Origin of the sequence: Mesorhizobium huakuii (assembly GCF_030160235.1) — a bacterium.
In the GTDB taxonomy this organism is placed as follows: Bacteria; Pseudomonadota; Alphaproteobacteria; order Rhizobiales; family Rhizobiaceae; genus Mesorhizobium; species Mesorhizobium huakuii.
Genome location: NZ_BSNY01000019.1, coordinates 46085 through 71939 on the forward strand (window position 1 = coordinate 46085; position 25855 = coordinate 71939).

A 25855-nucleotide genomic window follows, 5' to 3' on the forward strand; every position below is an offset into this window, starting at 1 on the left:
CATGGCTCAGGCAACCAGGAAGAGGCCCGTTGCAAAGACAGAAGATGCGGCTGTCTCCGCCCGCATCGCCGCGCAATCGCATTTCCGCATACTGCGCCTTGGCACACCGTTCCAGCCCCGCCTCGATGCGCTGGCCAAAACCCAGGACTGGTACAATTGGGCCGGCTACCGCGCGCCGCATTCGCTGTGGGACGAGGAGCTGGAGTATTTCGCCATCCGCAGCCAGGCGGCGTTGTTCGACATCTCGCCGATGACCAAATACCGGATCGAGGGCCCCGACGCCGAAGCCTTCCTCGATCGCGTCACCTTGCGCGACGTCACCAAGCTCAGGCCCGGCCGTGTCCATTACACGGCATGGTGTGACGACGAGGGGTTTGTCCTCGACGACGGCACGCTGTTTCGCCTCTCGCCGACCCGCTTCCGCCTGTGCTCGCAGGAGCGGCATCTGCCCTGGCTGCTCGACAGCGCCATTGGTTTCGACGTCGTCGTCAAGGAAGAGACCGAGGCCGTCGCCGGGCTGGCATTGCAGGGGCCAACCTCCTTCGCCGTGCTGCGCGATGCCGGCTTCGCCGGCGTCGAGAAGCTGAAAATATTCGACCTCGCCGACTTCCCGCATGATGGCGGCACAGTCACCATCTCGCGCACCGGCTTCACCGGCGATCTCGGTTATGAACTGTTCGTGCCGTCCGCCAAGGCGCTGAGCCTATGGGACCGGTTGATGACTGCAGGCGAACTGCGCGGCATCCGCGCCATCGGCTACACCGCGCTCAATCGCGCACGGCTCGAGGCCGGACTGATCGTGGCCAATGGAGACTTCACCACCGCCGAGCACGCCATCCGCGCCGATCGCTTGCGCAGGCCCGACGAGATCGGCCTCGGCTTCATGATCGATCCGGAGAAAGCCCATTTCAACGGCCGCCGCGCCATCCTCCAAGCGCGCGCCAGACGCAAGCTGCGCCATGTGCTGGTCGGGCTGGAGGTCGAAGGCAACATCCCGGCCGAACACGCCATCGTCTACCACAAGAAGCATCAGGAGGTCGGCTTGGTCAGCGCCGCCATGTGGTCGCCGATGGCCAAGCGCAACATCGCCATCGCTTCGCTGGCGCGGCCCTATGGTGATACTGTCGTGGAAGACCTCTGGGTCGAGATCTATGCCATGCGCGAACTGCAGTATCAGAAGCTGATGAAACGGGCCAAGGTGGTGGCGCGGCCCTTCATCAAGCTCGACCGCCGCATCGCCAATCCGCCGGCGGATTTCTGACCATGGCCGACGAAGCAGAGCTGGAGGCAGCCGAACAGTGGGAGCTGGTCAACACGCCGCTCGGCGAGAAATGGTCGGGCCGCACGCGCTATGCCGCCGCCATGTTCTTCTACAAGCGCGGCGAGATGAGCGCCGAGACGCTCGAGGTCTACCGCATCTGCGCGCGGCTCGATTCTGAGAACCCGCTGCCGATCATCCGCGACCGCGGCGTCGGCAAGGACTGGCTCAAAAGGATGGGTTTCGAGTAGCGCCTGCGCGCTACCCAATGGTTCTTTCCAGCATGTTCAGCCAGTTGCGGTAAGCAATCTTCTCGATCAGGGCACGGCCAAAACCACGCGCGGCCAAGGCATCGATCAGCTTCGGCAAGCCGGCGACATCGCCGATGACGGCCGGGATCATCGCGCCGTCGAAATCGGAGCCGAGGCCGACACCGTCCTCACCCAGCGCCTGCAGCAGGGAATCGACATGACGCACCATGATGTCGAGGCTGGTGTCGGCATTCATGCGGCCGTCCTCGCGCAGGAAGCCGGTGGCGAAGTTCAACCCGACCATGCCGCCGGACTCGCGTATGGCGCCAAGCTGCCAATCGGTGAGATTGCGCGAATGGGTGCAGAGCGCATGCACGTTGGAGTGGGTGGCGACCAGTGGCGCGTCGCTGAGATCGGCGACATCGCGAAAACCCTTCTCGTTGAGATGCGAAAGATCGATCATGATCTTCAGTTCGTTGCAGGCCTTGACCAGCGCCTTGCCGGCATCGGTCAGCCCTGGGCCGGTATCCGGCGAGGACGGAAAGCGGAACGGAACGCCGTGGCCGAAAGCATTCGGCCGGCTCCAGACGATGCCGAGCGAGCGCAGGCCGGCGGCATGCAGCACGTCCAGCATGGTCAGATCGGGATCGATCGCTTCGACGCCCTCGATGTGGAACACCGCGGCGATCGTGCCTTTGGCCATGGCGTTGTGGATGTCGCCAGCGGTGCGGCAGACGGCCAGAGCCCCGGCGCGTTCCAGCCTAAACAGGATCGAGGCCATCGCGATCGTCGAGTTGAGCGCATCGGCGCGCGGCACCTCCGGCGGCAGCGGCTCGCTGTCGCTCGGCGCCAAGGGCACGGCGCTGCGCCTGGCTTTCTCGACCGGCGGCGGAAAGATCGCGAACATGCCGCCAGCGAAGCCCCCCGCCTTGGCGCGCGGCAGGTCGATATGGCCGCCCGACTTGCCTTCGACGAAGAGCTTTTCGACGTCCTTGTCCTTCGACTGATACAGCCTGAGCAGCGTATCGTTGTGGCCGTCGAAGACGGGGACGAGGTCGGTTTCGGTCATCGGGGGATCATTCGGTTCGTTTGTCGGCACGGCGAGACATCATATCTAGGCAAGATATCTGGTCGCGGCAAATGACAAAGCCGACCGGCAGCGGGGACTGCCCCCTTATCCCCCCGCTGCCTATCGATGACGTGCCTGCGCTTCCTAGAGCAATTCCAGGAAAAGTGTGAGCGGTTTTCCCGGGAAAAGCGCGTAGCGTTTTCCCTTGGGAATTGCGTCAAAACAAAAAGTTAGAGTGGTTCGCCGTTTCCATGAAACGGTGAAACGGTCTAGTGCTTCAGCACGTCAGCCCATTCCGCGTGGCGGCGGAACTGGGCGTTGGCGAACGGGCAAAGCGGGATGATCTTCTTGCCCGCCGCGCGCGCATCCTCGACGGCGCGGGTGACGAGCCGAAGCCCGGCACCCTGGCCGCGAAACGCGTCCGGCACTTCGGTGTGATCGATGATGATCTGGTGTTCACCGATCTTGGTGAAGGTCATCTCGGCCTCGGCGCCGCCGGGGCCACGCAGCACATAGCGCCCTTTGGAGCCGCGGTCTTCCAGTTCGATTTCAGGCAGTTGGTCGGGCATGTCTAAGCTCCTTGGGCGACACCGGCAAAGAGCCGCCGCGCCGCTTCGATTTCATTTGGCCGCACCTCGTGCCCGCCTTCGTGCCATTCCACTGTGACATCGGCACCGTCGGCACGCAAATAGGCCTCGAGCCGCGTCGTCAGGTTCGGCGGGCAGATCGGATCGCGCTTGCCGGCGGTCAGCAGCATGTGACGGCCGGCGAGGCTGCCCTTGACCTGCGGTTCGAACGGGATCAGCGGATGCATCAGCACCGTGGCGTCGAACAGCTCGGGCTCGGCGAACACCACGGACGCCAGTATGTTGGCGCCGTTGGAATAGCCGAGGCCAAGCACCGCCGAGGGCTTCGCAGCCTCGACATGCGCCTTGACGAAGGCCACCATCTTGTCCGTTGCCCGCGCCAGGTCGCCCATGTCGTAGACGCCCTCGCCGGTGCGACGAAAGAAGCGCGCCGCACCGTATTCGGACACATCGCCGCGCGGCGAGATGATGGTGGCCTGGGGCACGAGATCGCGCCCCGGCGACAGAAGCTGGCTCTCGTCACCGCCGGTACCGTGAAAGACGAAAAGCATGGGGCCGCCCGGCGAACCGGGCAGCACCTTGTGGATGTAGGCGTCCTTGCTCATGGCGTCAGCCTTCCAGCTTCTGCAGATGCTGTTCGAGATAGGGCCGCAAATGCTGGTGCTGCGTCGGCAGCTTCAGCGCTTCGCCCAGATGCGCGGTGTCTTCATCCCTGTCGAAACCCGGCTCGTTGGTGGCGACTTCGAACAGAACGCCGCCCGGCGTGCGGAAATAGATCGCCCAGAAATAGTCGCGGTCGATCACTGGCGTCACGCCATAGCCCGTATCCATCAACGCCTTGCGCACTTCGAGCTGCTTGGCGCGGTTCTCGACGGCAAAGGCGACGTGATGCACCGAGCCGGCGCCAAGGTCGGCGAAGGCCGCGGCCGGCAGCGATTCGATATCGACGACATCGGCGCCGTTGCCGTTCTTCACGGCAAGCCGTCTGACATTGCCTGATCTGTCGACTTCCTCGTAGCCCATGAATTTCAACAGCTCCTCGGTGGCGCCGCCATCCTTCAGCCTGAGCGAAACCGAGTGAAAGCCGCGGATCGCCTCGTCGGTCGCAATGCCGCCCTTGGTCCAAGGCGCTCTGCTGTCGGCCTTGTCCTCGACAAGCGCGAAACCGTCGCCATCGGGGCCGGCGAATCTTAGCCGCTTCTCGCCGAAACTCTCTTCACGGGAAACACCGCTCACGCCTTCGTCGGCGAAGCGCTTTTCCCAATAGGCGAGCGTGCCTTCCGGCACGGAGTAGACCGTGGTGCCGACTTCGCCGACGCCGGGACGGCCCTTGCCGATGTTGGGAAACGGGAAATAGGTCATCACCGAACCGGGCGTGCCAACCTCGTCGCCATAATAAAGGTGGTAGACGTCGGGCGCGTCGAAGTTGACCGTCTTCTTGACCCGGCGCAGGCCGAGCTTGTGGGTGAAGAAATCATTGTTCTGCCGGGCATCCCTGGCCATCGAGGTGACGTGATGGAGGCCCTTGATCTGGTCGAGCATTGTCTTGCTCCTTCCCTTGTTGTTTGTGCGGCCCTCGCCGCTGTCCACGCCAATATGAGGACACGAACGTTCGCGGCAAAGGCGACAAACACAGAATGGACTGTGCTGTAAAAGTGAACGACGGAAAGAATTTTGTTCACCAATCGACTAATGCGGGCGGTCTTGCGCCCTTGCTGGAAATCGGCTCCATGAATGGCATTCGACCATGCAGCGAAAGGTATCGCGAGTGACAGGAAAAGCCAGGCGCCCGAACGTTCTCCTGATCACCTGCGACCAGTGGCGTGGTGATTGCCTGTCGGCTGCCGGCCATCCCGTGGTGAGGACGCCGAATGCCGACGCGCTGGCCGCCGAGGGCGTGCTGTTCAAGCAGCACTATGGCGGTGCGGCCCCTTGCTCGCCAGCACGTGCCTGCCTCTACACCGGCCTCTACCAGATGAACAATCGCGTCTGCCGCAACGGCTCACCGCTGGACGCCCGCCACGGCAACATCGCTGAACACGCGCGCAGCATCGGCTACGATCCGACGCTGTTCGGCTACACCGACGTGGCGCTCGACCCGCGCCTGCTGACTTCAGGTGATCCGAGGCTGAAAACCTATGAAGGCGTGCTGCCCGGATTCACCGTGCGCCAGCTGCTGCCGGAGCATCAGAAGCAGTGGCTCTCCTGGCTGAAGCAGCAGGGCATCGATGCCAGTGCCGGGTCGCCTGGCATCCACCGTCCTGCAGGCGAGGAAGACGGTGACACCGTGACCGAGGCGCCGCCGATCTATTCGAAGGACCATACGCCGACGGCTTTCCTTGCCGGCGAGTTCATCCGCTGGCTCGGCGAGCAGGAACAGGCCACGCCCTGGTTCGCGCATCTCTCCTTCATCAGCCCGCACCCGCCCTTCATCGTCCCGGAGCCCTACAACACATCATACGATCCGGCCGACGGTCCCGCCTTCCACCGCGCCGACAGCTGGCGGGCCGAAGCTCAGAGCCATCCCTATCTCGCCTATGATCTCAGCCGGCGGTATCGCGCGAATTTCCGCTCCGGCGCCGCAGGAAAGGTGCACGACTGGAGCGAGGATGATTTCCGCCGCATCCGGGCGATCTATTACGGCATGATCTCGGAGGTCGACGCGCAGCTTGGCCTGATATGGCAGGCGCTCAAGCTTTCAGGCACGTGGGACGACACCATCATTGTTCTCACCTCGGACCATGCCGAGATGATGGGCGACCATTTCATGCTGGGCAAGGGCGGCTACTTCGACGGCAGCTACCACATCCCGCTGATCATTCGCGATCCGCGCCATCGCAAGGCGGCCGGCAGCACGGTCGACCGCTTCACCGAAGCGGTGGACATCTTGCCCACGCTTATAGACCTGCTTGGCGAGCCGCCCGAACCGCATCTCGACGGATGCTCGCTGAGACCATTCCTGAGCGGCGGAAGCCCCGCCACCTGGCGCGACGCCGCGCACTGGGAGTTCGATTTCCGCTCGATCGCCGACGGCGAGGCCGAAGCGCATTTCGGCATCGGCTCGCGCCAGTGCAACCTGGCGGTCATCCGCACCAAGAAATTCAAATACGTGCATTTTGGCGGCGGTTTGCCGCCTCTGCTTTTCAATGTCGAGGCAGACCCTGGCGAACTGACCAACCTCGCCAACAGCCCCGCGCACCTGTCCACCCGCCTGCAATTCGCCGAGCGGCTTCTTGCCTGGCGGGCCGAACATCTCGACCAGTCGCTGGCGCTGGCGGAGCTGACGGAAAACGGCGTGGTGGGACATGTGAGCAAAGGAATAGGCAGTAGGGAATAGGGCTTGCCTACTGCCTACTGCCTACTGCCTACTGCCCTACTTCACAATCATCCGCTGCTGGTCGCGCTTCTCGGCATAGCTGCCCTTGTCATAGGCAGGCTGCGCCTCGAGCTGTTCCTTGGTGAAGGTCGTGTAGAGATACTTCTTGCCGTCCTTGTCGGTCATGAACTTCAGATTATCCAGGCCGACGGCGATTTCCTTCTCGCCGATGCCAAGGAAGCCGCCGACATTGACGATCACCGCATCCGTCTTCTTGTCGGGTGCCAGCACGACATCGCCGATCTCCCCGACCTTGGCGTCATTGGCGCCATAGACCGTCGCGCCCTTCAGATCTTCGCCTCTGACTTCGCCAATCGGCATCTCGGTCAGCGTCGACTTGTCGATGGCGGCCGTCCGTGTCTGGTCAGGAGCGGTCGTGGCCGCGGGTGCTTCGGCTGTCTTGTCCGTCGGGGCGGCGGCAGGAGCCGTGGTTGCGGCCGGAGCGGTTGCCGCCGGCTCATTCGATGCCGTCGTTGCCGGCGCCGGATCATAGGCCTTGCGGTTGAAATCCGGCTGCGCCTGCAGTTCCTCCTTTGTGGTCTGGGCAACCAGCCAGCGGTCGCCGTTCTTCTCCGCCCACTGGGCCTTGTTGAAGTCATAGGTGACGTTCTTGGCACCGAGGCCAAGGAAGCCGCCTACGCCGATCACCAGGGATTCCGCCTTGCCCTCCTTGGACAGCACGATGTCGTTGACGCTGCCGATATTCTGCGCGTCGTCGCCCGTGCCGTTGTAGACGGTCTCGCCAATGATGTTGGTGGCGAGATTGCCGTCGGCGCGCTTGACCGGTTCGGCCGGAGCGGCGGCAGGAGCTTGTGCGGTATTCGTGGCCGCGGGTGCCGTGGGCGCTGCCGCATCGGTCGAAGCGGCGGGTGCCGATGCAGGCCCATAGGGCTTGCTGTCGAATTCCGGATGCGCCGTCAGCTCATCCTTGCTTGTCTGGGCAACCAGCCAGCGGTCCCCGTTCTTTTCGGCCCACTGCAGCTTGTCATAGTCGAAGGCGACATTCTTCGCCCCGACGCCCAGAAAGCCGCCGACGCCGATGACGACGGATTTGGCCATGCCGTCCTTGTCGAAGACGACATCGGTAACCTTGCCGATGTTCTCGGCATCGTTACCGGTGCCGTTATAGACGGATTCGCCGATGATGTTGGTGACGATGCTGCCTTCAGCGCGCGGCACCGGAGCGGTCGCCGCCGGCTCCTGAACGGCAGGTTTGTCGGCTGGAGCAGGGGTCGTGCTGCTTTGCGCGAGCGCGCCCGTTGCAATCAACGTTGCGAGTGCGGTCGTGGCTAAAAGGGTGCGTATCATGGTAGTCTCTCCTAGTGCGTGATTTCGTGCACGCCGCGCCCGATTGAACCGTCGCTGGGAAGATCGGGCGCGGCATCTCCACGGGTTCACAACGTCGTGACCATGGCGTTGTTCCGACAAAATTGGCGTGGATTTCGCGCCGGGAAAACACGCAGCAGTTGCGCGGGCGCCGATGAACACGCGCTGAACCGCGCCGTTTCCAACGGAACCCTTTCCTGTATCGCCACGTTTCAGCCTGCGGCTGGGTTCGTCCTGGCCCGTTTTGGATTGACATGACGGAGCGGGGCATGAAATTTGCAGCGGTGCTGAACCGGGATGGCGGCACCTTGCGCACCGCAGACCTCGCCGCTTTTTCCGACAGGATGCGCCAGACGCTGGAGGCGGCAGGCCACTCCTTGAGCATTGACGTGGTTGCCAGCAAGGACGTTGTGGAAACCCTCGACAACGCTGCCTCGCGTCGCACCGTCGATGTCGTGCTGGCGGGTGGCGGCGACGGAACCATTTCAGCGGCGGCCGCGAGGCTGATGGGCAAGAAAAAGGCGCTTGCCATCCTGCCGGCCGGCACGATGAACCTGTTCGCGCGCGGCCTCGGCATTCCGCAGTCGCTCGATGCCGCGCTGAAATCCTTCGCCGACGGCGAGATCATCGCCGTCGACATGGCCACCGCCAATGGCCGACCCTTCGTTCATCAATTCTCGATCGGCATGCATGCCAGGATGGTGCAGCTGCGCCAGGGAATGGAATTCGGCTCGCGCCTGGGCAAGATCGGAGCTTCGGCCAAGGCGGCATGGGCGACAATCAAGAACCCGCCGGCGATGAACGTCACGCTCGCTATTGGCAAGGCCGAGATGACGGCGCGCATCTCAGGCATCGGCGTCACCAACAATCTGTTCGGCGAGGGCCATCTGCCCTATGCGGACAACCCCGCGGGCGGCGTGCTCGGCATCTACGTCACGGTGGCGCAGCAGCGCGCCGAACTGATGAAATTCCTCTTCAACGTGGCCCGCGGAAAATGGCGCGACAATGAACATGTCGAAATCCATCAATCCGACCGCACCGTCCTGAAGATCCATTCCGGCAGCAGGAAGTTCTGCGCCGTCCTGGATGGCGAACTGGTCAGGCTCGAGCGTGAGACGACGATCGAAATCCGGCCCGGCGCGCTGAATGTCCTGGTGCCGGCCAGCATCGCCGAGGCAAAGGCCGCCTGATGCAATCTCCAACCATGACGGTCGAACATCTAGCCGCTCGGCGCGCTTCCTTGTTGCGTCGCAGGTGTCTTGGCCATCTCGCCATAGATTTCGGCAATGCCCCAGGCGGCAAAGGCCAGAAGGAGCGCGGCGATCAGGATGCGCAGGCCGTGCCAGCCCCACCGCCCCTGCCGCGCTTTGTCCTCGGGAATGATCTTGGGCATGGCCGGTCCTTGTTTCGTTTTGCGCCTGTTGGCGCACTCGGCAAATCACGGTCGGGTAACGGTTCCTTGCTAGGATGGTTCCGGGAGGCCCGCTTGTGGTGGGCAGGCGGATCGGCAAGACGGCGAAGGCCGGCATGGGCATTTGGGGATTGGGGTGAATAGCAAGGCGGAAATAGGGGCGAGCCTGCCGGCTGAGGTGGCGCTCGCGGTCAATGCCGAGGACCGGCTGGCCGTGCTGCACGGGCTGGGGATGCTGGATACGGCGGCCGACCCGGATTTCGACCGCATCACCAGCCTTGCCGCGGCCGTCATGCAGGCGCCCACCGCTCTCGTCACGCTGGTCGATATCGAGCGGCAATGGTTCAAGTCGTGCTTTGGTCTCGACGAGAGCGAAACCGCGACCGGCATCTCCTTCTGCGCCCATGCCATCGCCGCTGGCGACGAGCCCATGGTGGTGACGGACGCAACGACGGATCCTCGTTTCAGAACCAACCCGCTGGTCACCGGCAAGCATCATGTGCGCTTCTATGCCGGCGCGCCGATGGTGGTGGCAGGCGCCAGGATCGGCACGCTGTGCGTGCTCGACCGCAAACGGCATGCCTATCCCTCCGGCGCCAAGCTCGACCAGTTGAAGACGCTCGCCGGCCTCGCCGCCAGCCTGTTCACCTTGAAGGACGCGACCCGCAGCGGCGCCATTGCCGAGGCAGCTCTGGCGCGCGAGGAAAAGCGACGCGCCATCGCGCTCGACGCGGCCTCGCTCGCCAGCTGGGCCTGGGACATCCGCACCGACATCATCGAATGCGATGTCCGGCTGTCGGAACTGTTCAACCTGCCGCGCTCGACCCGGCTGCGGGCGCGCGACATCCTGACCGCCATCGATCCGCGCGACGTCTACCAGACCGAAACCCGCTTTCGCGACGCCCTGTCCGGCAGCGACGACTATTTCGGCGAATACCGGGTGAAGGGCTTTCATCCGCCGCGCTGGGTGGCCACGCGCGGCCGCGTCATCGAGCGCGACGGCGACGGCAAGCCGACGCTGATCTTCGGCGTCAACTACGACATCTCCGAACGCAAGCTCGGCGACGAACGGCAGCGGCTTCTGCTGCGCGAGCTTAACCACCGCGTCAAGAACACGCTGGCCACCGTCCAGGCGCTGGCGACGCAGACCGTGCGTCACGCCCGCCGCCCCAGCGAATTCCTCGATGCTTTCGGCGCCCGGCTTCAGGCGCTGGGCATTGCCCACAATCTCTTGTCCGACCGCGAATGGCGCGGCATCGGCATCCGCGAACTCGTCCAGATCGAGATCAGGCCCTTTGACACCGCCGACCAGCCGCGCATCGCGATCTCCGGCGCCGATCTCCTGCTGTCGCCGGACCAGGCCGTCGGGCTCGGACTTATCCTGCACGAACTGGCCAGCAACGCGCTGCAACATGGATCGCTGTCGATTGCATCGGGCAAGGTCGATCTCGACTGGAAGACGCAAGGCAGGAAGGGCGGCCGCCGCCTGGTGCTGACCTGGCGCGAGAGCGGCGGCCCTGAAGTCGCCCCACCGGAGCGCCACGGTTTCGGCTCGATCCTCATCCGCCGCAGCCTGGCCAAGGTCATTTCAAGCGAAGTGACCCATGAATTCCGCAGGGAAGGCGTGTTCGCCGAAATATCGATGCCGCTGGAAGATCTGTCCAAGTGACGGATTTTTGATCCCAGGGCCGGGGTGCCGGCGCTATTTCCCCTCGCCGGCATCCGGATCGTCAGGCTTTACATTCTCGCGGTAGATGGCATAGGCGGCGAGCGCCACGACCGGGCCCAGAATGACCCCGAGGCCGCCCTTTCCCTTGAGTAAGGCCGGCAGCACGGCGAGCGCGGCCGTGATGCCGATCGCCTTCATGTCGGCACTGCGCCGCCTTGCCTCGCGGCGGGCACGGGCGCCGGACATCAAGCTATGGATCAGGAGAACGAGGCCGGCGATCACCAGGAAGCCGACACCGAAGCCAAGCGCCGCGGCGAACGATCCATAGCGGGCGGCGGCCCAGATATAGGCAGCCCCGACCAGGAAGCCGAGACCGCAAAATGACGCCAAGGCGGCGAGCGCATAGACGATGGCCGCCGTACGTGCTCGACGTATGGCGGCCACGGTTTCACCCGAGGCGAAACCCGAGAGCAGGGATGCCAACAGTCCCATTTGGGGAACTAGCGACGAGCGAGCAGCGCGAAGAGGAAGCCGACGCCGGCGGCGATCGCCAGCGACGTCACCGGCTTTTCGCGGACATTCGCCAGCAACTGCGCCTCGATGTCCTTGGCACTGCCGCGCAGGCTGTCAAACGCGGCTTCGCCCTGTGCGCGCAATTGCTCGACGCCCTCGGTGGCCGCGCGGCGGGCAGTGCCATAGCCGTGTTCACCGGTCTTGGCCAACTGCTTGGTGAGCTTGTCGATATCGGCCTTCAACTGCTTGATGTCGGCTTCGAGATCCGAATTCGCCCGCGCATCGCTGGCGGTCTTTCCTGCGGCGGTTGCCATTGCTTAACTCCTTGTGATTGCTCGATTTCAAACGCGCCTTGCGCCTCAAGGTTCCGGCATCGGGACAAACTAGCCGAAAACAGGCGCATACGCACCAATCGTCAATCCATGGCAAGAAGCGCGTCTCAGATCAGAGGGCGACGCCCCTCGCCTAGCCCTTCCCAGCCTGCGAGTTGCTTGAGCCCTTCCGCATCGACCACCTCGCAACCACCATCCCGCCACAGGATCAGCTTGCGATCCATCAGCTTGCGGATCGTCTTGTTGGTATGAACCAGCGAAAGGCCAAGCGTGTCGGCAATATGTTGTTGCGTGATCGGAATCTGGATGGATTGCTTGCCGTTCAGCCCCACCACCTTGGCGCGGCTGCCGATGAAGGCAATCAGATAGGCGGCGCGCTCGATCGCACTGCGGCGGCCGACACTGAGCAGGTTCTCGTCGAGCATGCGTTCTTCGCGCGACGCGATCCAGGTGATGTCGTAGGCCAGACCCGGATGGTTGCGGTAGAGTTCATGCAGGCTGTCGCGCTCGAAGACGCAAAGCAGCATTGACGACAGGGCCTCGACGGAATGCTGCATTTCCCCCATGACGCTGCCTTGCAGGCCGATGAGATCGCCGGGCATGAGATAGTTGAGTATCTGTCGGCGACCGTCCGGCAACAGCTTGTAGCGGAACGCCCAGCCGGACAGCACCGTATAGAGATGGGCGCTGTGGCTTCCTTCCACGAGGACAGTGGCGCCCTTGTCGACCGCCAGCTCGCCCTTCTTGAAGGTACTGATGAAGGCCAATTCCTGCTTTTCGAACTCGCGGAAGATCGGCAATGGCCGCAAAGGACAATTCTCGCAAGGGTACTGTCGGCTGGATAAGGCACGCCCGTTCTGGCCTGGCATTTCGACCCCTCTTCGAAAGCCTGCCGGTCAGCAGGTATATCTAAACGTTTTTGCCGGGATCGGAGTTCCGCGATAGGAGCATGTCTTTTTTAAATGACAGCGCGCCGAATTGCGATCATGACTCCCGACGTTTCAAGGAGCGATTACCCGTGCCCCACTTGCTTGACGGATTGCGAATTCTTGTCCTGGAAGATGAATTCCTCATCGCCATGGATGTCGAGCAGCTCTGCCGCGACCATGGGGCCGGCGAGGTGGTGGTTGCCCGCGACCTGGGCGAGATCGATGGCCGAAAGGTCGCAACGCAATTCGACGCGGCCATCGTCGATCTGATGCTGGGCGGCACCTCGACGCTCGAATTCGCCGCCGGCCTGCGTGAGACAGGCGTGCCTTTCGTGTTTGCCTCCGGCTATTCCGATGCGGACGAGATCAAGGCATCCTTTCCGGGGGTGCGGCTGGTCACCAAGCCCTATTCAGGCGAAGATCTCGTCGAAGCGGTGGCGCTGGCCTATGGACGCGGCTCTCCAAGCTGAGATCGATCCGGATCCGGCACCCGGGTCCCACGTCAATGCGCCGCGGTCCCCGTGACCTGGGCCGAGATCGCATCGGGACCATATTCGTCCTCGCCGGAAATCTTGAGAATCTCCTGCAGGCGCGTGCGCGCCCTGCTGACGCGGCTCTTGATCGTCCCGACCGCGCAACCGCAGATTTCCGCAGCCTCTTCATAGGAAAAGCCCGATGCGCCGATGAGAATGATGGCCTCGCGCTGGTCTTCCGGCAACTGCTCGAGAGCGCCGCGAAAATCCTTGAGATCGAGTTGGCCGTGCTGGGCCGGATGCACCGCGAGCCTGGCCGTCATGATGCCGTCGCTGTCCTGCACTTCGCGGCCGCGTTTGCGCATCTGCGAATAGAATTCATTGCGCAGGATGGTGAAGAGCCATGCCTTGAGATTGGTGCCGGGCTGGAAGCTCTCATGCTTGTCCCAGGCCTTGACCAGCGTTTCCTGAACGAGGTCGTCGGCCTTGTCGGCATTCTGTGTCAACGACACGGCAAAGGCCCGCAAGCTCGGGATTGCCCCAAGCAGATCGGTCTTGAAGCCTTGGGAGACCGCTGCCATGCCTCAGTCCTTCTTCTGCGCGGGTTCGGCCTGTTCCAGCTGGCTGAGCAGCTGGGCAAAGCGATCCGGCACATCGTCGGAGACCAGCTCGTCGTAATATTGTTTGAGTTTGCGCCCGATTTCGGAGTTGGGCCCGAGCGGGTCACCGACACCGTTCCGGCGCCTGCCCTCGGCGCCAGCCAAAATATCTTTCGTCATGTCCTTCATTTCGCCCTTATATTCCCAGCACTAGGCCGCCCATACTCAACTCAACACAAGGCAAACGGCACCCTCGTCTGGTTGCCCATCCCGACCCTCAAACGCCTTTCCTGGCTTTTCGTTCCATATCGGCCGGAACTTTTTAAGAGAACCCGCGTTGTATTAGCGGGGCTTGCAATCAGCTTGACCTGCAATCCGGGCAATCGCGTCATACTGAGGGAGACGTCTTATCATGAGTTTATCCGCCACCATCGCACCGCATCTGCCATTCCTGCGCCGCTTCTCGCGCGCCGTCTCGGGATCGCAAGAGAGTGGCGACGCGCTGGTCGCTGCGATGCTTGAGGCCATCATCGCCGATGTCGACATCTTCCCCGATGCATCGAGCGACCGTATCGCCCTCTACAAGGTTTTCGCCAAGCTTTTCACGTCCGTCGCCATCCGCGTGCCGCAGGAGCAGGCCCAATCGGCGTGGGAACAGCGCGCCGCCGCCAATCTCAACGCCATCGCGCCCCTCCCGCGCCAGGCCTTCCTGCTGGTTGCCGTTGAAGGGTTCAGCGAGGACGAGGCGGCCGAGATTCTAGACGTCGGCGACCAGCAATTTTCTGAGCTGCTTGCCCAGGCAAGCAACGAGATTTCCCGACAGGTGGCGACCGATGTGCTCATCATCGAGGACGAACCGCTGATCGCCATGGACATAGAGGAGATGGTCGAGAGCCTCGGTCATCGTGTCGTTGGAACGGCGCGCACGCATGCCGAAGCGGTGATGATGTTCGGCAAGACGCGGCCGAAGATGGTGCTGGCCGACATCCAGCTCGCCGACGGCAGTTCGGGCATCGAGGCGGTCAACGAAATTCTGTCGTCAACCTCTGTGCCGGTGATCTTCATCACTGCCTTTCCCGAACGCCTCCTGACCGGCGAGCGTCCCGAACCCGCCTTCCTGGTGACCAAGCCGTTCAATCCCGACATGGTCAAGGCACTGATCAGCCAGGCCCTGTTCTTTGACCGTCAGGCGAAGGCCGCCGCATAGGGCTGCTGCCTTTCCAGCTAGGAAAGCCGAACCAAAGGCCGTCCGATGCGATGCGTCGGGTGGCCTTTTTGCAACCGGACCCGTCAGTCGCGAATTTTGAGGCGCTTTGCCTCTAACGGTTTGCAAGCATCGCCTTTTTCGGCAAAGGGTGGAACAAACCGCACCCACCCACGTTTTCCCTGCAGCATTCGGAAGGAGATGAACCATGCTTTACTGGGCGCTCGTATTTCTCGTCGTGGCGATCATCGCCGGCGCGCTTGGTTTCGGCGGCATCGCCGGTACGTCCGCCGGCATAGCGCAGATATTGTTCTTCATCTTTCTCGCCTTCCTGGTCATTTCGCTCCTGGCCGGCCTGTTCAGACGGGCGTGAGGGCGAACGCTTCTGCGAGCGAACACTGGAAGCCGCACCCCTCAAACGGTTTCCAGCCACCGCCGGGCGGTGTCCTTCAAAGGGACACCGTCCGGCGGACCGTTTTAGGGGTCGTTCCCCCGAAATTTCATTTGGGAACCCATTCCACAGTGAGCCGTTCAGCCTGAGTTGGGTGGGCCGATTGACCGATGCGTTCCAGGACTACAGATAAGACGGGAGGCGCACGGAGCGACGAAGTCATCGCCCTGCATCCGGCGGAAAGTGGCATGCAGCTTGGCCGGGCTCTTCTCCACGCACTGCACAATGCCGGCATTTCCGTCCTCTATCAGGATCGCGAGATGAAAACCGTCTGGGCCCGCAACATGCGCGCGCCCTGGATTTCCGACAACTCCGACGGCAATGGCATCCTGCCTATGGCGCAGGCCGATCGCATCAGCACCGCCAAGCGCGACGTGGTCGCCACCGGCAATCCAGAGCGCCTTGAGATCAGTGTTCCGGTCGAAAACGGCGTGCGCTGGTTTCAGGTTTGGGTCGACGCCGATCGGGGCGACGCCGGCGACGTGCAAGGCGTCGTCACCACCATGGTCGAGACGACCGAGCAGAAGCGGCGCGAACAGACCCTGACCACGCTGCTGCGCGAGGTCAGCCACCGCTCGAAGAATCTGCTGGCGATCATCCAGAGCATCGCGACGCAGACCGGTCGCTATTCCGACGGCATCGGCGACTTCCTCACGCGTTTTCGCGGCCGGCTGCAGTCGCTCTCCTCCTCCCAGGATCTGGTAACATCCTCCAACTGGCGAGGTGCTGCCCTTCATGAACTGGTGACGAGCCAGGTCGGCCGCTATGGAACGAACACATCGCACAACCTTCGCCTCCGGGGCGCCAACCCCTATCTCAATCCCAATGCCGCGCTGCATATCGGCCTGGCGATGCATGAGCTTGCCGTCAACTCGGTCAGCTATGGCGCCCTGTCCCGGCCGGATGGATTCGTCGAAGTGACGGCCAATCTCAACATCATCGCCCCTGGCGAGGTTACACTCTCGCTGACATGGGCCGAAGCCATAGGAACCGATGGCGGCCGGGGGAGTCAAAAGCGTTTCGGCAGCGTCGCGCTGGAGCGGGTGGTGCCGGCATCCTTGGGCGGAACCGCAAGCCTCGACATCGCGGACGGGCGCCTTGAATACCGTCTTGTCGTCCCGCACAGCAATTTCGAGACGCAGTGAGCGACTCTATCTCTTTGATTCAGAGCTGCAATCATCGATCCTTAACCGGCTGTTCACCATAAGAGCGGATGCTGTTTTACCCAGATACCGCTGCAATCCGCTGGCTTGCGGCACGGTGTGGGAGGAATGCTTGACGGTCACCGACATGAACAGACTGGAACAGGCCGCCCGTGTTTCGATGGGCGAATTCCAGGATCCCGAAGCATCCGCGGAACCGCTCACCTCGCCGCATCACACATTGCTGTGGGGCATCGTCCTGGCGGCGGCCTCGACAATTCTCCTCATCGCCCTGTTCCAGCTGACCTGACCGAAATCCCTGTGCCGGCATTATTCGCATGTCCCCCGGCCGCTCAGGAACTTTTGGCCGATATGGGCCGTTGTTGTGGCGAGAGGACATGTCGCCATGGAACACATCGCCGCATTGTTGCTTGTCATCGGCTGCAGCAATTCGATGACCGATTGTCGTGAGCTGCAGGTGCCGGTGAGCATTTTCGAAACCGCCGACGAATGCACCGCCGAACGGCCCTTTGCCATGGGCGACGTGCAGGGGCAGGCTCAGCACATCGTCGCCAGATGTCTTGCCGTCGATCCCGCACTCGAGGATGACTACGATCAGGTCGTCTGGAATGTGCGTCCCGACGGCAGCCTCGACGCCTCTCTTGCCATTTCCAGCCTTGTCATGGCATCGAATGCGGTGCGCCCAGAAAAAGACTATCTTAGCCAAGAATAAATTCGCGCAGCAAAAGCCGTCATTTCATGCTAAATGACTGCTGGAGCTTACCAAAGTGTGGACACAAAGTGAGGAGTGACTCTATGCGGAAGATGATTATTGCCATGGTTGCGGTGGCTGCTCTCAGCGGCTGCACCTCGACCGAGCAGGACGTGGTTGGCGGCGGCTTGATTGGCGCCGGTATCGGCGGTCTGGTCGGCGGCGGCAAGGGCGCGCTGATCGGTGCGGCTGTCGGTGCCGGTTCCGGCCTGCTGGTGCGCAACCTGCGCAATGGTTATTGCCAGTATCGTGATCATCGCGGCCGGATTTACACGGCGCGCTGCAACTGATTCGGCGATAATTGAAACTTCGATCCGGAGGCCGGTCCGCCGGCCTCCGGATTTTGCACGTAAGGGCGCGGCGTTTGCTGTCCGCCTGACTGCTCGCCGTCAGCCTGTCAGCGGAATTTTGATTTCCACCTTCAGACCATCGGCCTGAAAATCGCGCTTGATCGTGCCGCGCAGTTCGCGCGTGACGTTGAGGTCAATCAGCTTGGTGCCGAATCCGGTCTCGGCCGGCGCCTCGACTTTCTGCTTCCCGGCCTCCCGCCAGTGCAGCGCCAGCGTCCGCTCCCGCCCGCGCTCTTCCATCGACCATTCGACCTTGAGCGCCCAGTCGCTCCTGAGCGAATTGGCGGAATTGCCGGCTTCGCCGTATTTCAGCGCATTGGTCGCCAGCTCATGGAAGGTCAGGCCAAGCGCCTGCGTCGTGGTCTCGTCGAGCAGCACCTCCGGTCCCGACAACAACCCCTCGGGGAGATCCTTGCCGAACACCTGGCCAAGCTCGATGCGCAGGAGGTCGGCGAGATCGGCCTTTTGCCAGCGCGAGCGCGTCAGCATGTCCTGGGAGGCTGCCATCGCCTGCAGCCTGGCAGAAAAAGACGCCGAAAACTCGTTGACGTCCGTCGCCCGCGACGCGGTCTGCCGCGCGATCGCCAGCACCCGGGTGATCGAATTCTTGATGCGATGCTTCATCTCCTGCAGCATCAGGTCCTTTTCGAGCAGGCTCTTTTCGGTCGTCTCGTGCAGGCGCGATGCCGCCTCATAGGCCCGCTCCTGATAGCGCGCCACCAGCGCGATGGCGCCCGCCGCGAGCAGGCCGAACAGCCCCAGCATCACCGGGATGGCGCGCGACGACGGCTGCGAGAAGGCGCTGGTCGGACGGAACAGCACCGTCCACGGGCGACCGGCCACCGTGATCTTGCGGGTGACGAGCAGCCGATCGCCAAAGGCCGACGCAGGCGGCGTCTCCGACCGGAACAAGAGATTGTCGCTGTTCGCCTCGCCGTCATAGATCTCGGTGTTGACCGGCAGCAGCGGCGCGCGGCTGAGCGCGATCTGGAACAGGTCGCGGGCCCGGAAGGCCGCATAGAGAAAGCCGGCGGTCGAGGATCGCGATGCGTTGATGACCTCGGGCGCGGTTTCGACGTTGAGCCGCACGAAGACCAGGAAACCGGGGAAGGTCTGCGTGGCACCCGTGCCCTGGCCCAGTTGCACCAGCCCGCTCGCATGCTGCTGGTCGTCGGCCATCGCCTTTTCGATCGCCGCGCGCCGCACCGGTTCGCTGAACATGTCATAACCGATGCTGGCCTGGTTGGACGGATCCAGCGGCTCGAAGAGCATGATGGGCGCGCGCCAGGGCTGCGTGGTTTCAGGATAGATCGGATGGCTGACGCCAAAATCGTGGAGGATGTCGCGTTCGAGTGCCGCCTCATCACCCGTCTTGACCAGCCCGAGGAAACCGATACCGCGCAAGCCGGCGAAATTGCTGTCGACATCCAGCGCGTTGAAGAACGCCTTGAACTCGCTCTGCGAGATATCCCCGTTGCGAGCGTCGATCAGGGCCTGTGTGGACCGCAGCAGCGACAGATGCAGGTCGATCCGGCTCTCGATCCGGTTAAGGGCGTCGTCGGCCGCCGCTTCGAACTTGATGCGGGAGGCCTCCTGCGTCGCGAAATAGGCGAACCCCGCCATGGTCATGCTGATCAGCGCTACGGCGATGAACGCGACGATTGGAAAAAGTTTTTTCAACGGATGATGCGGTCCATGAGCAATGCCGGACCTTTATGGGCAAGTCATCGGGCCAACACAATGGCAAGGCCAATCCGTAGCGATCACTGGCATATCACGTGAGCGGCAACCGGCCAATGCCGGTCAGACCCATACCGGGCCGCCGGCAAGCCTCAGGCGGCGATCTTCAACGCGCCCGGCCCAGGGATGGCGCCCGGAGGACATTTGCCCAGGATGATCATGCCGAGCACCTCGTCCTGGGTGACATCGGTGGTGCGCGCGGTGCCGACGACCTGGCCGTTCTTCATCACGCAGACCCGGTCGGCCAGTTCGAACACATCGTGGATGTCGTGACTGATCAGGAAGATGCCGATGCCATCGGATTTGAGTTGCCTGACCAGTTCGCCGACCTGCGCCGTTTCCTGCGGACCAAGGGCCGCCGTCGGCTCGTCCATGATCAGGATGCGTGCGTTGAACAGGATCGCGCGTGCGATCGCCACCGACTGACGCTGGCCGCCCGACAGTTTGATCACCGGCTCCTTGAAGCGCTGGAAGCGCGGATTGAGCCGGCCCATCACCTTGCGGGCCTCGGCCTCCATGGCAACATCGTCGAGCGTGCCCCAGCCGGTCATCAGCTCGCGGCCGAGGAACAGATTGGCGGCGGCGTCGACATTGTCGGCCAGGGCGAGCGTCTGGTAGATCGTCTCGATGCCGTATTTCTTGGCGTCACGCGGGTTGGAGATCGAAGCCTCCTCGCCATTGACGAAGATCTGGCCGGCATCGCGCTTGTAGGCGCCGGACAGGATCTTGATCAGCGTCGATTTGCCGGCGCCGTTGTGGCCGAGCAGCGCGACGACCTCGCCGGGGAAGAGATCGATCGAGGCATCGTCGACGGCGCGGATGCCGCCAAAGGCGATCGAGATGTTGCGCATGTCGATCAGCGGCGTGCCCACCGGGGCAGTTGCGGGAGCGATTTTGTCGGACATGATCGTTTCTCCCCTAAACCCGCTTGCGATAGACGGTGTCGAGCCACACGGCGATGACCAGCACGGCGCCGACGACGATGCTCTGCAGCGGCGAGTCGATACCAAGCAGCACCATGCCCGACTGCAATGACTGCATCAGAAGCGCGCCCAGCATGGCGCCCAGCACCGTGCCGGCGCCGCCGGCGAGCGACGTGCCGCCAATGACGGCGGCGGCGATGACCAGAAGCTCGTCCAGCGTGCCCAGCGCATTGGTCGATGCGTTGAGCCGGGCCGACGAGATCGCCGCGCTGATCGCGGCCAGCACGCCCATGATCATGAACACCTTCATGGTCACCCAGCGGGTGTTGATGCCGGCAAGTTCGGCCGCCTCCGGATTGCCGCCAATAGCGAAGACATAGCGGCCGAAACGCGTGCGCTTGGTGATGAAGGTCATGATGATGCCCACGGCCACCGCCATCAGCACCGGTATGGCAATGCCATGCGCGATGTACAGCCCGCCTTCGGGAACGGTAATGCCGTTCTGCTGGGCGTACTGACGCACGATGCCGATCGGCCATGGATAGGAATTGGCGATCCAGACGGCGCCAAGGATAGCGGCGCAGGCAACCACGCCAAGCAAGGTCTCGGCCCAAACGGGGCGCAGCGGAAAGTGGAACCGCTTGCGCTGCGACCTGCCATTGAGCAGCATGAAGGCGACCGCCACGCAGGCGACGGCACCGACGATCCAGCTGGCGGTGGCGCCGATCGAGCCACGTGGTCCGCCGCCCATCAGCTGGAAGGTCGTGTCGAGCGGCGCGACCGTGCGCCCGCTGGTGATCAGCCATGCCATGCCGCGCCAGACCAGCAGGCCGCCCAGCGTCACGATGAAGGCCGGAACCTCCATATAGGCGATGATGAAGCCCTGGAATGCGCCGATCAGGAGACCAAGCGCCACGCCGGCCACCAGCGCGATGATCCACAGCCAGGGATCTCCAAGCTGGAACCCGACGACGCGGATGAGGAATTCGGCCTGCGCCACGCCCATGATCATGCCGATCACGCCTTCGACGGATCCGACCGAGAGGTCGATGTTGCGCATGACGATGACCAGCACCATGCCGGTCGCCATGATCGCGACCGACGAAGTCTGCACCGACAGGTTCCACAGATTGCGCGGTGTCAGGAAAAGCCCGCCCGACAGGATATGGATGCCGACCCAGATGACCAGCAGAGCGCCGACCATGCCGAGCATGCGCGTGTCGAGCTCGGTAGCCTGGAGGAACCGTCCGACGGCGCTGAGTTCGGATGCACGCGCCCTGTCCGCTGCAGTGCTGCCGACCGGTTGATTAGAGGTCGTGTCGGTCATGCTATCCTCCCACCGGTTTACCGTCTGGCGCGGGTACCGAACATGGATGCTATTTGCTTTCCGCGGTCATTTGAAGCGGGAAGCCCCTTGAGAAACGCCGCGGCTTTTGGGCCGCGGCGTCGATATCGAACGGTATGCGCCGTTTACTTGCAGGCGGCGACGCTGCCGGCGGCGACGCCCGCGCAGACTTCGTCCTTCTTGATCCAGCCAGCGTCGATGACGACGTTGAGATTGTCCTTGGTGATGGCGACCGGGGTCAGGAACAGCGACTTGACGGTGTTGCCGCCAGGCGTCGTGAAGTCCTTCACACCGGCGATGTCGGTCATCTTCTTGCCGTCGGCCAGTTGCGAGGCGATCTCGGCGGCGTTCTTGCCGAGTTCGCGCGCGTCCTTCCACACCGACACGGTCTGGGTGCCGAGCGCGATGCGGTTCAGCGCGGCATGGTCGCCGTCCTGACCCGAGACCGGCACGGTGCCGGCAAGGCCCTGCGCCGTCAGCGCCGCGACGACGCCGCCGGCGGTGCCGTCATTGGCCGCCACGACCGCGTCGACCTTGTTGTCGTTGGCGGTCAGGAACTGCTCCATGTTCTTCTGGGCGTTGGCGGGCAGCCAGCCGTCCGTATAGGCCTCGCCGACATTTTTGATCTTGCCGCTGTCGATGGCAGCCTTGAGCACTTCCATCGAGCCCGCGAACAGGAAATCGGCATTCGGATCGGCGCCCGAGCCCTTGATGAAGACATAGTTGCCTTCCGGCTTGGCCTTGAACACCGCGCTGGCCTGCAAGCGACCGACTTCCTTGTTGTCGAAGGTCAGGTAGAAGACGTCCTTGTTCTCGATCAGGCGGTCATAGCCGACGACCGGAATGCCTTCGTCCAGCGCCTTCTGCACGGCCGGGCCGATGGCCGAGGCATCCTGCGCCAGGATGATCAGCGAATTGGCGCCCTGCGAGATCAGGCTCTCGACATCGGTAAGCTGCTTGCCGGGATTGGACTGCGCGTCGGCGGAAATGTACTTGTCGCCGGCGGCCTCGATGGCCTTCTTCATGGCGGCCTCGTCGGTCTTCCAGCGCTCTTCCTGGAAGTTGGACCACGAAACGCCGATGACCTTGTCCTTCGCCTGCGCGACCGACGCAAGCGTCAGCGACATGGCGACCCCCGCCAGGATGGCGGCTGTGAATCTCTTCATGATATTCCTCCCTGCGCCGCGTATGGCGCGACCAAACTGGCCCTAAGGCCGGCACAGAGGCTCTATTTTTTCGAGCCCCGAAAAAACACTGGTCCAACACCGGAACGCTGTCAACAACGATTCTGATGGATTTTGATGTCCCTCTGAATTTTTTTCGAGCCTCGGAATAAATAAATGACAGGACGGGCCGCTTCTGCCAATATTTGACCCGTGTCGCGGGCAGCGTTCGAGGGAGGACCGGAAGAACCGCGGCGACCGGGAGGATGTGAAGAAACATGTCGGTCGGAATCCGCCACGACGATCTGCGCCGGCGCAACCGCGCCATGGTGATCACGGCCGTGCGCCGGGCTGGCCGGCCCTCGCGCACCGAGATCGCCGCGACCACCGGCCTCAGCCATTCGACCATATCGGCGATTTCCTCCGACCTGATCGGCGAAGGTATTCTGGCCGAGGGCAAGCCGAGCGAGGCCGGCGCGCTGAAACGCGGCAGGCCGCAGGTCGGCCTCGGCCTCAATCCGGAGGCCGCGGCTGTAATGACCGTGGTGCTGTCGCTGAATTTCCTCTCCGTCGCGGTCATCGACTATGCCGGCCAGGTGATATCGGAAGAACAGCGCCGGCTGGATACGCTGACCATGTCGCGCGAGGCGCTGATCGGCGAGTGCGTGGCCATCGTGCGGCGGCGCCTCGAGGATCCCGATATCGACGTGCGCAGCGTCGCCCGCATCGCGCTGGCGATCCAGGGCATCACCGACACCGAGGCACGGGCGATGCTGTGGTCGCCGATCACGCCGCAGACCAACATCGCCTTCGCCGACATACTCGAAGCCCAGTTCGGCATCCCCGCCACCATGGAAAACGACTGCAACATGATGGCGGTGGCGCTGCGCTGGCGCGATCCCGAGCGCTACCGCGACGACTTCATAGCCATACTGCTTTCGCACGGCATCGGCATGGGGCTGGTGCTGAAGGGCGAGCTGTTCACCGGCACCCATTCCTCGGGCGGCGAGTTCGGCCACATGATCCATCGACCGGGCGGCGCGCTCTGCCGTTGCGGGCGGCGCGGCTGCGTCGAGGCCTATGCCGGCAACTACGCCATCTGGCGCAACGCCAAGCAGCTCGGCGAGGACACCGAGCCGGTGGCCGATGTCAGCGACGCGCAGATGCGGGCGCTGGCCGCCACGGCACGCGAACGGGACGGGCCCGAGCGCGAAGCCTACCGCAAGGCCGGCGAGGCACTGGGCTACGGCCTCGGCAGCCTGTTCGCGCTAATCGATCCCGCGCCCGTCGCCATGGTCGGCGTCAGTGCCGCCGCCTTCGACCTGATCGAGCCGGCATTGCGCGAGGCCATCGCCCAGACCGCCGGCGGCCAGCACTCGAAATCGATTTCCTTCGACACAGAACCGAACGAACTGCCGCTGATCCGCGAAGGCTGCGCCATGCGCGCGCTGACCTTCGTCGACCAGGAGATTTTCGCGCCGGGCGTGCAAACGAAAGCAGGCCTTGCCGCGAAGAAAAACGTCGCCTGAATCAGGTCGCGCTCAATCCTCGCGGATCGCGTAGCCCGCCCCACGAATGGTGCGGATGACGTCCGGCATGCGGCCATTGTTGACCGCCTTGCGCAGGCGGCCGACATGCACGTCCACGGTGCGCTCGTCGATGTAGATCGTCTCGCCCCAGACATTGTCGAGCAGCTGGCTGCGCGAGAACACGCGGCCGGGATGCCGCATCATGAATTCGAGCAGGCGGAATTCGGTCGGCCCAAGCCGGATCTCGCTCTTCTTGCGATAGACCCGGTGCGATTCACGGTCGAGCACGATATCGCCGACCTTGAGCACGCTGGACAGCACTTCCGGCTTGGCGCGGCGCAGCAGCGCCTTGACGCGAGCCATGAATTCCGGCGTCGAGAACGGCTTGACCAGATAGTCGTCGGCGCCGGTGGACAGCCCACGTACACGGTCGCTTTCCTCGCCCCGCGCGGTCAGCATGATGATCGGCAGCCGCTCGGTCTCGGGCCGCATTCGCAGGCGCCGGCAGAGTTCGATGCCGGACACCGCCGGCACCATCCAGTCGAGCACCAGGAGATCGGGAACGTTCTCCTGCAGGCGGATTTCGGCTTCGTCGCCGCGTGTCACCACCTCGACCTGGTAACCCTCCGATTCCAGATTGTAGCGGAGGAGCACGCCGAGCGGCTCCTCGTCCTCCACCACCATGATGCGTGGTGCGATCATCGATTGGTTACCCCTGCGCTCAGGCCGCCGGCGCCGACATCGCCGTCTCGTCCTGCTTTGGACGGTTGGCGGGCAGTTGCGTGCCGGTCAGGACATAGTACGCATTCTCGGCGATGTTGGTCACATGGTCGCCGATGCGTTCGAGATTCTTGGCGCAGAACAGCAGATGCGTGCAAGCCGTGATGTTGCGCGGATCTTCCATCATATAGGTCAGCAGTTCGCGGAAGACGGAGGTGTATTTGACGTCGATGCGCTCGTCGTCGGCGCGCAGCTTCGCCAGTGCCGCGGCATCGCGCGCCGCATACTCCTCGATCACGCCCTGGACCTGGATCAGCACCAGCTGCGCCATGGCGTCGATGGAATGCGACAGGTCGCGCGGCGTGGCGCTGAGGCCGACAGTGCCGACGCGCTTGGCGATGTTCTTGGCAAGGTCGCCGATGCGTTCGAGATCGCCGGCCATGCGGATCGAGCCGACGACATGACGCAGGTCGTCGGCCATCGGCTGGCGCTTGGCGATCAGCGTGATGGCGCGGTCGTCGAGTTCGCGCTGGCGCGCGTCCATGATGGCGTCGTCGGAGACGACGCGCTGGGCAAGCGCGTTGTCGGAGTTCAGCAACGCCTTGGTGGCGCCGCCGACCATCGAGCCGGCAAGGTCGCCCATGTCGCTGATCAGCCTGCTGATCTGTCCGAGATCCTCGTCGAAGGCTGCGACTGTGTGTTCGGCCATGATCCTGGTCCTCG

At 63.4% G+C, this 25855-nt stretch carries 30 protein-coding genes; 13 read left to right on the forward strand and 17 right to left on the reverse strand.

What is annotated here, in order from left to right; genetic code table 11:
• Position 1: 1 nt before the first annotated feature.
• Together QQK95_RS09880 and QQK95_RS09885 are read left to right on the forward strand one after the other, a co-directional pair.
• The gene (locus QQK95_RS09880) at positions 2 to 1261 is read left to right on the forward strand and encodes an aminomethyltransferase family protein (RefSeq protein WP_284271558.1); all 1260 of its coding nucleotides are present in this window, start codon (positions 2 to 4) and stop codon (positions 1259 to 1261) included.
• 2 nt (positions 1262 to 1263) lie between these two features.
• The gene (locus QQK95_RS09885) at positions 1264 to 1509 is read left to right on the forward strand and encodes a hypothetical protein (RefSeq protein WP_284271559.1); all 246 of its coding nucleotides are present in this window, start codon (positions 1264 to 1266) and stop codon (positions 1507 to 1509) included.
• A 10-nt stretch (positions 1510 to 1519) separates the two neighbouring features.
• Here the strand turns inward: QQK95_RS09885 and QQK95_RS09890 are convergent, their stop codons facing one another.
• The 4 genes from QQK95_RS09890 to QQK95_RS09905 all read right to left on the reverse strand — a co-directional run bounded on the left by QQK95_RS09890 (position 1520) and on the right by QQK95_RS09905 (position 4707).
• Positions 1520 to 2578, reverse strand: coding sequence for a dipeptidase (locus QQK95_RS09890; RefSeq protein WP_284271561.1), 1059 nt, complete (start codon positions 2576 to 2578; stop codon positions 1520 to 1522).
• 269 nt (positions 2579 to 2847) lie between these two features.
• Positions 2848 to 3147, reverse strand: a complete 300-nt coding sequence (locus QQK95_RS09895) for a GNAT family N-acetyltransferase (protein ID WP_010911871.1) — start codon at positions 3145 to 3147, stop codon at positions 2848 to 2850.
• A gap of 2 nt (positions 3148 to 3149) precedes the next feature.
• A complete protein-coding gene (locus tag QQK95_RS09900) occupies positions 3150 to 3770 on the reverse strand; it encodes an alpha/beta hydrolase (protein ID WP_284271566.1) in 621 nt (206 codons plus the stop codon).
• Between the two features lie 4 nt (positions 3771 to 3774).
• On the reverse strand, positions 3775 to 4707 hold the full coding sequence (locus QQK95_RS09905; protein ID WP_284271569.1) for a VOC family protein: 933 nt from the start codon (positions 4705 to 4707) through the stop codon (positions 3775 to 3777).
• A gap of 226 nt (positions 4708 to 4933) precedes the next feature.
• Here QQK95_RS09905 and QQK95_RS09910 point away from each other — a divergent pair, with 226 nt between their 5' ends.
• Positions 4934 to 6502 (forward strand): alkaline phosphatase family protein, encoded by a 1569-nt coding sequence (locus QQK95_RS09910; RefSeq protein ID WP_284271572.1) that lies wholly within the window; start codon positions 4934 to 4936, stop codon positions 6500 to 6502.
• A 36-nt stretch (positions 6503 to 6538) separates the two neighbouring features.
• Here the strand turns inward: QQK95_RS09910 and QQK95_RS09915 are convergent, their stop codons facing one another.
• Positions 6539 to 7849: a PRC-barrel domain-containing protein gene (locus QQK95_RS09915; RefSeq protein ID WP_284271574.1), complete on the reverse strand. Its 1311-nt coding sequence runs from the start codon at positions 7847 to 7849 to the stop codon at positions 6539 to 6541.
• A gap of 287 nt (positions 7850 to 8136) precedes the next feature.
• On the opposite strand from QQK95_RS09915, the gene QQK95_RS09920 reads away from it, so the two are divergent.
• Entirely contained in the window at positions 8137 to 9057 is a 921-nt protein-coding gene (locus tag QQK95_RS09920) for a diacylglycerol/lipid kinase family protein (RefSeq protein WP_284271576.1), read from the forward strand.
• A 29-nt stretch (positions 9058 to 9086) separates the two neighbouring features.
• Here QQK95_RS09920 and QQK95_RS09925 read toward each other — a convergent pair whose 3' ends face one another.
• A complete protein-coding gene (locus tag QQK95_RS09925; protein ID WP_284271578.1) occupies positions 9087 to 9260 on the reverse strand; it encodes a hypothetical protein in 174 nt (57 codons plus the stop codon).
• A 154-nt stretch (positions 9261 to 9414) separates the two neighbouring features.
• On the opposite strand from QQK95_RS09925, the gene QQK95_RS09930 reads away from it, so the two are divergent.
• A complete protein-coding gene (locus tag QQK95_RS09930) occupies positions 9415 to 10947 on the forward strand; it encodes a sensor histidine kinase (RefSeq protein ID WP_284271580.1) in 1533 nt (510 codons plus the stop codon).
• Positions 10948 to 10980: 33 nt separating this feature from the next.
• Here QQK95_RS09930 and QQK95_RS09935 read toward each other — a convergent pair whose 3' ends face one another.
• The 3 genes from QQK95_RS09935 to QQK95_RS09945 all read right to left on the reverse strand — a co-directional run bounded on the left by QQK95_RS09935 (position 10981) and on the right by QQK95_RS09945 (position 12661).
• Entirely contained in the window at positions 10981 to 11439 is a 459-nt protein-coding gene (locus tag QQK95_RS09935) for a hypothetical protein (protein ID WP_284271582.1), read from the reverse strand.
• Between the two features lie 8 nt (positions 11440 to 11447).
• Positions 11448 to 11774 (reverse strand): DUF883 family protein, encoded by a 327-nt coding sequence (locus QQK95_RS09940; RefSeq protein WP_284271584.1) that lies wholly within the window; start codon positions 11772 to 11774, stop codon positions 11448 to 11450.
• Positions 11775 to 11899: 125 nt separating this feature from the next.
• Entirely contained in the window at positions 11900 to 12661 is a 762-nt protein-coding gene (locus QQK95_RS09945) for a Crp/Fnr family transcriptional regulator (RefSeq protein WP_284271586.1), read from the reverse strand.
• A gap of 80 nt (positions 12662 to 12741) precedes the next feature.
• Here QQK95_RS09945 and QQK95_RS09950 point away from each other — a divergent pair, with 80 nt between their 5' ends.
• A complete protein-coding gene (locus QQK95_RS09950; RefSeq protein WP_407660567.1) occupies positions 12742 to 13191 on the forward strand; it encodes a response regulator in 450 nt (149 codons plus the stop codon).
• A gap of 32 nt (positions 13192 to 13223) precedes the next feature.
• Here the strand turns inward: QQK95_RS09950 and QQK95_RS09955 are convergent, their stop codons facing one another.
• Positions 13224 to 13775 carry an RNA polymerase sigma factor gene (locus QQK95_RS09955; RefSeq protein WP_010911883.1) on the reverse strand — a complete coding sequence of 184 codons (552 nt, stop codon included), beginning with the start codon at positions 13773 to 13775 and terminating at the stop codon, positions 13224 to 13226.
• A gap of 3 nt (positions 13776 to 13778) precedes the next feature.
• A complete protein-coding gene (locus tag QQK95_RS09960; RefSeq protein WP_010911884.1) occupies positions 13779 to 13982 on the reverse strand; it encodes a NepR family anti-sigma factor in 204 nt (67 codons plus the stop codon).
• A gap of 223 nt (positions 13983 to 14205) precedes the next feature.
• Here QQK95_RS09960 and QQK95_RS09965 point away from each other — a divergent pair, with 223 nt between their 5' ends.
• From QQK95_RS09965 to QQK95_RS09990, 6 genes are all read left to right on the forward strand, one after another.
• Complete coding sequence (locus QQK95_RS09965; RefSeq protein ID WP_284271610.1) at positions 14206 to 15000, forward strand: response regulator; 795 nt, start codon at positions 14206 to 14208, stop codon at positions 14998 to 15000.
• Positions 15001 to 15205: 205 nt separating this feature from the next.
• Positions 15206 to 15370, forward strand: coding sequence for a DUF1328 domain-containing protein (locus QQK95_RS09970; RefSeq protein ID WP_010911886.1), 165 nt, complete (start codon positions 15206 to 15208; stop codon positions 15368 to 15370).
• Between the two features lie 188 nt (positions 15371 to 15558).
• Positions 15559 to 16593, forward strand: a complete 1035-nt coding sequence (locus QQK95_RS09975; RefSeq protein ID WP_284271614.1) for a sensor histidine kinase — start codon at positions 15559 to 15561, stop codon at positions 16591 to 16593.
• A 130-nt stretch (positions 16594 to 16723) separates the two neighbouring features.
• Positions 16724 to 16900 (forward strand): hypothetical protein, encoded by a 177-nt coding sequence (locus tag QQK95_RS09980; protein WP_284271616.1) that lies wholly within the window; start codon positions 16724 to 16726, stop codon positions 16898 to 16900.
• 96 nt (positions 16901 to 16996) lie between these two features.
• On the forward strand, positions 16997 to 17323 hold the full coding sequence (locus QQK95_RS09985; RefSeq protein WP_284271618.1) for a hypothetical protein: 327 nt from the start codon (positions 16997 to 16999) through the stop codon (positions 17321 to 17323).
• A gap of 83 nt (positions 17324 to 17406) precedes the next feature.
• Entirely contained in the window at positions 17407 to 17652 is a 246-nt protein-coding gene (locus tag QQK95_RS09990) for a YMGG-like glycine zipper-containing protein (RefSeq protein ID WP_019861598.1), read from the forward strand.
• A gap of 99 nt (positions 17653 to 17751) precedes the next feature.
• Here QQK95_RS09990 and QQK95_RS09995 read toward each other — a convergent pair whose 3' ends face one another.
• The 4 genes from QQK95_RS09995 to xylF all read right to left on the reverse strand — a co-directional run bounded on the left by QQK95_RS09995 (position 17752) and on the right by xylF (position 22886).
• Entirely contained in the window at positions 17752 to 19392 is a 1641-nt protein-coding gene (locus tag QQK95_RS09995) for a CHASE domain-containing protein (protein ID WP_284271622.1), read from the reverse strand.
• 152 nt (positions 19393 to 19544) lie between these two features.
• Positions 19545 to 20357: an ATP-binding cassette domain-containing protein gene (locus QQK95_RS10000; protein WP_284271624.1), complete on the reverse strand. Its 813-nt coding sequence runs from the start codon at positions 20355 to 20357 to the stop codon at positions 19545 to 19547.
• Positions 20358 to 20370: 13 nt separating this feature from the next.
• Positions 20371 to 21702: a sugar ABC transporter permease gene (locus tag QQK95_RS10005; RefSeq protein WP_284271625.1), complete on the reverse strand. Its 1332-nt coding sequence runs from the start codon at positions 21700 to 21702 to the stop codon at positions 20371 to 20373.
• A gap of 143 nt (positions 21703 to 21845) precedes the next feature.
• Complete coding sequence (xylF, locus tag QQK95_RS10010) at positions 21846 to 22886, reverse strand: D-xylose ABC transporter substrate-binding protein (protein ID WP_199651710.1); 1041 nt, start codon at positions 22884 to 22886, stop codon at positions 21846 to 21848.
• 275 nt (positions 22887 to 23161) lie between these two features.
• Here xylF and QQK95_RS10015 point away from each other — a divergent pair, with 275 nt between their 5' ends.
• The gene (locus QQK95_RS10015) at positions 23162 to 24412 is read left to right on the forward strand and encodes an ROK family protein (RefSeq protein WP_284271629.1); all 1251 of its coding nucleotides are present in this window, start codon (positions 23162 to 23164) and stop codon (positions 24410 to 24412) included.
• A 12-nt stretch (positions 24413 to 24424) separates the two neighbouring features.
• Here the strand turns inward: QQK95_RS10015 and phoB are convergent, their stop codons facing one another.
• Together phoB and phoU are read right to left on the reverse strand one after the other, a co-directional pair.
• The gene (phoB, locus tag QQK95_RS10020) at positions 24425 to 25114 is read right to left on the reverse strand and encodes a phosphate regulon transcriptional regulator PhoB (protein ID WP_010911896.1); all 690 of its coding nucleotides are present in this window, start codon (positions 25112 to 25114) and stop codon (positions 24425 to 24427) included.
• 19 nt (positions 25115 to 25133) lie between these two features.
• Positions 25134 to 25841 carry a phosphate signaling complex protein PhoU gene (phoU, locus tag QQK95_RS10025; RefSeq protein WP_010911897.1) on the reverse strand — a complete coding sequence of 236 codons (708 nt, stop codon included), beginning with the start codon at positions 25839 to 25841 and terminating at the stop codon, positions 25134 to 25136.
• Positions 25842 to 25855: the final 14 nt, after the last annotated feature.

Bases quoted from the DNA above. Each gene is read 5' to 3' on its own strand.
- QQK95_RS09880 (WP_284271558.1), top strand. From the start codon at position 2: ATGGCTCAGGCAACCAGGAAGAGGCCCGTTGCAAAGACAGAAGATGCG.
- QQK95_RS09935 (WP_284271582.1), bottom strand. From the start codon at position 11,439: ATGGGACTGTTGGCATCCCTGCTCTCGGGTTTCGCCTCGGGTGAAACC.
- QQK95_RS09920 (WP_284271576.1), top strand. From the start codon at position 8,137: ATGAAATTTGCAGCGGTGCTGAACCGGGATGGCGGCACCTTGCGCACC.
- xylF (WP_199651710.1), bottom strand. From the start codon at position 22,886: ATGAAGAGATTCACAGCCGCCATCCTGGCGGGGGTCGCCATGTCGCTG.
- QQK95_RS09950 (WP_407660567.1), top strand. From the start codon at position 12,742: ATGTCTTTTTTAAATGACAGCGCGCCGAATTGCGATCATGACTCCCGA.
- QQK95_RS09975 (WP_284271614.1), top strand. From the start codon at position 15,559: ATGCGTTCCAGGACTACAGATAAGACGGGAGGCGCACGGAGCGACGAA.
- QQK95_RS09900 (WP_284271566.1), bottom strand. From the start codon at position 3,770: ATGAGCAAGGACGCCTACATCCACAAGGTGCTGCCCGGTTCGCCGGGC.
- QQK95_RS09945 (WP_284271586.1), bottom strand. From the start codon at position 12,661: ATGCCAGGCCAGAACGGGCGTGCCTTATCCAGCCGACAGTACCCTTGC.
- QQK95_RS10000 (WP_284271624.1), bottom strand. From the start codon at position 20,357: ATGTCCGACAAAATCGCTCCCGCAACTGCCCCGGTGGGCACGCCGCTG.
- phoB (WP_010911896.1), bottom strand. From the start codon at position 25,114: ATGATCGCACCACGCATCATGGTGGTGGAGGACGAGGAGCCGCTCGGC.
- QQK95_RS09885 (WP_284271559.1), top strand. From the start codon at position 1,264: ATGGCCGACGAAGCAGAGCTGGAGGCAGCCGAACAGTGGGAGCTGGTC.
- QQK95_RS10015 (WP_284271629.1), top strand. From the start codon at position 23,162: ATGTCGGTCGGAATCCGCCACGACGATCTGCGCCGGCGCAACCGCGCC.
- QQK95_RS09890 (WP_284271561.1), bottom strand. From the start codon at position 2,578: ATGACCGAAACCGACCTCGTCCCCGTCTTCGACGGCCACAACGATACG.
- QQK95_RS09915 (WP_284271574.1), bottom strand. From the start codon at position 7,849: ATGATACGCACCCTTTTAGCCACGACCGCACTCGCAACGTTGATTGCA.
- QQK95_RS09990 (WP_019861598.1), top strand. From the start codon at position 17,407: ATGCGGAAGATGATTATTGCCATGGTTGCGGTGGCTGCTCTCAGCGGC.
- QQK95_RS09905 (WP_284271569.1), bottom strand. From the start codon at position 4,707: ATGCTCGACCAGATCAAGGGCCTCCATCACGTCACCTCGATGGCCAGG.
- QQK95_RS09985 (WP_284271618.1), top strand. From the start codon at position 16,997: ATGGAACACATCGCCGCATTGTTGCTTGTCATCGGCTGCAGCAATTCG.
- QQK95_RS09925 (WP_284271578.1), bottom strand. From the start codon at position 9,260: ATGCCCAAGATCATTCCCGAGGACAAAGCGCGGCAGGGGCGGTGGGGC.
- QQK95_RS09895 (WP_010911871.1), bottom strand. From the start codon at position 3,147: ATGCCCGACCAACTGCCTGAAATCGAACTGGAAGACCGCGGCTCCAAA.
- QQK95_RS09940 (WP_284271584.1), bottom strand. From the start codon at position 11,774: ATGGCAACCGCCGCAGGAAAGACCGCCAGCGATGCGCGGGCGAATTCG.
- QQK95_RS09970 (WP_010911886.1), top strand. From the start codon at position 15,206: ATGCTTTACTGGGCGCTCGTATTTCTCGTCGTGGCGATCATCGCCGGC.
- QQK95_RS09955 (WP_010911883.1), bottom strand. From the start codon at position 13,775: ATGGCAGCGGTCTCCCAAGGCTTCAAGACCGATCTGCTTGGGGCAATC.
- QQK95_RS09965 (WP_284271610.1), top strand. From the start codon at position 14,206: ATGAGTTTATCCGCCACCATCGCACCGCATCTGCCATTCCTGCGCCGC.
- phoU (WP_010911897.1), bottom strand. From the start codon at position 25,841: ATGGCCGAACACACAGTCGCAGCCTTCGACGAGGATCTCGGACAGATC.
- QQK95_RS10005 (WP_284271625.1), bottom strand. From the start codon at position 21,702: ATGACCGACACGACCTCTAATCAACCGGTCGGCAGCACTGCAGCGGAC.
- QQK95_RS09960 (WP_010911884.1), bottom strand. From the start codon at position 13,982: ATGAAGGACATGACGAAAGATATTTTGGCTGGCGCCGAGGGCAGGCGC.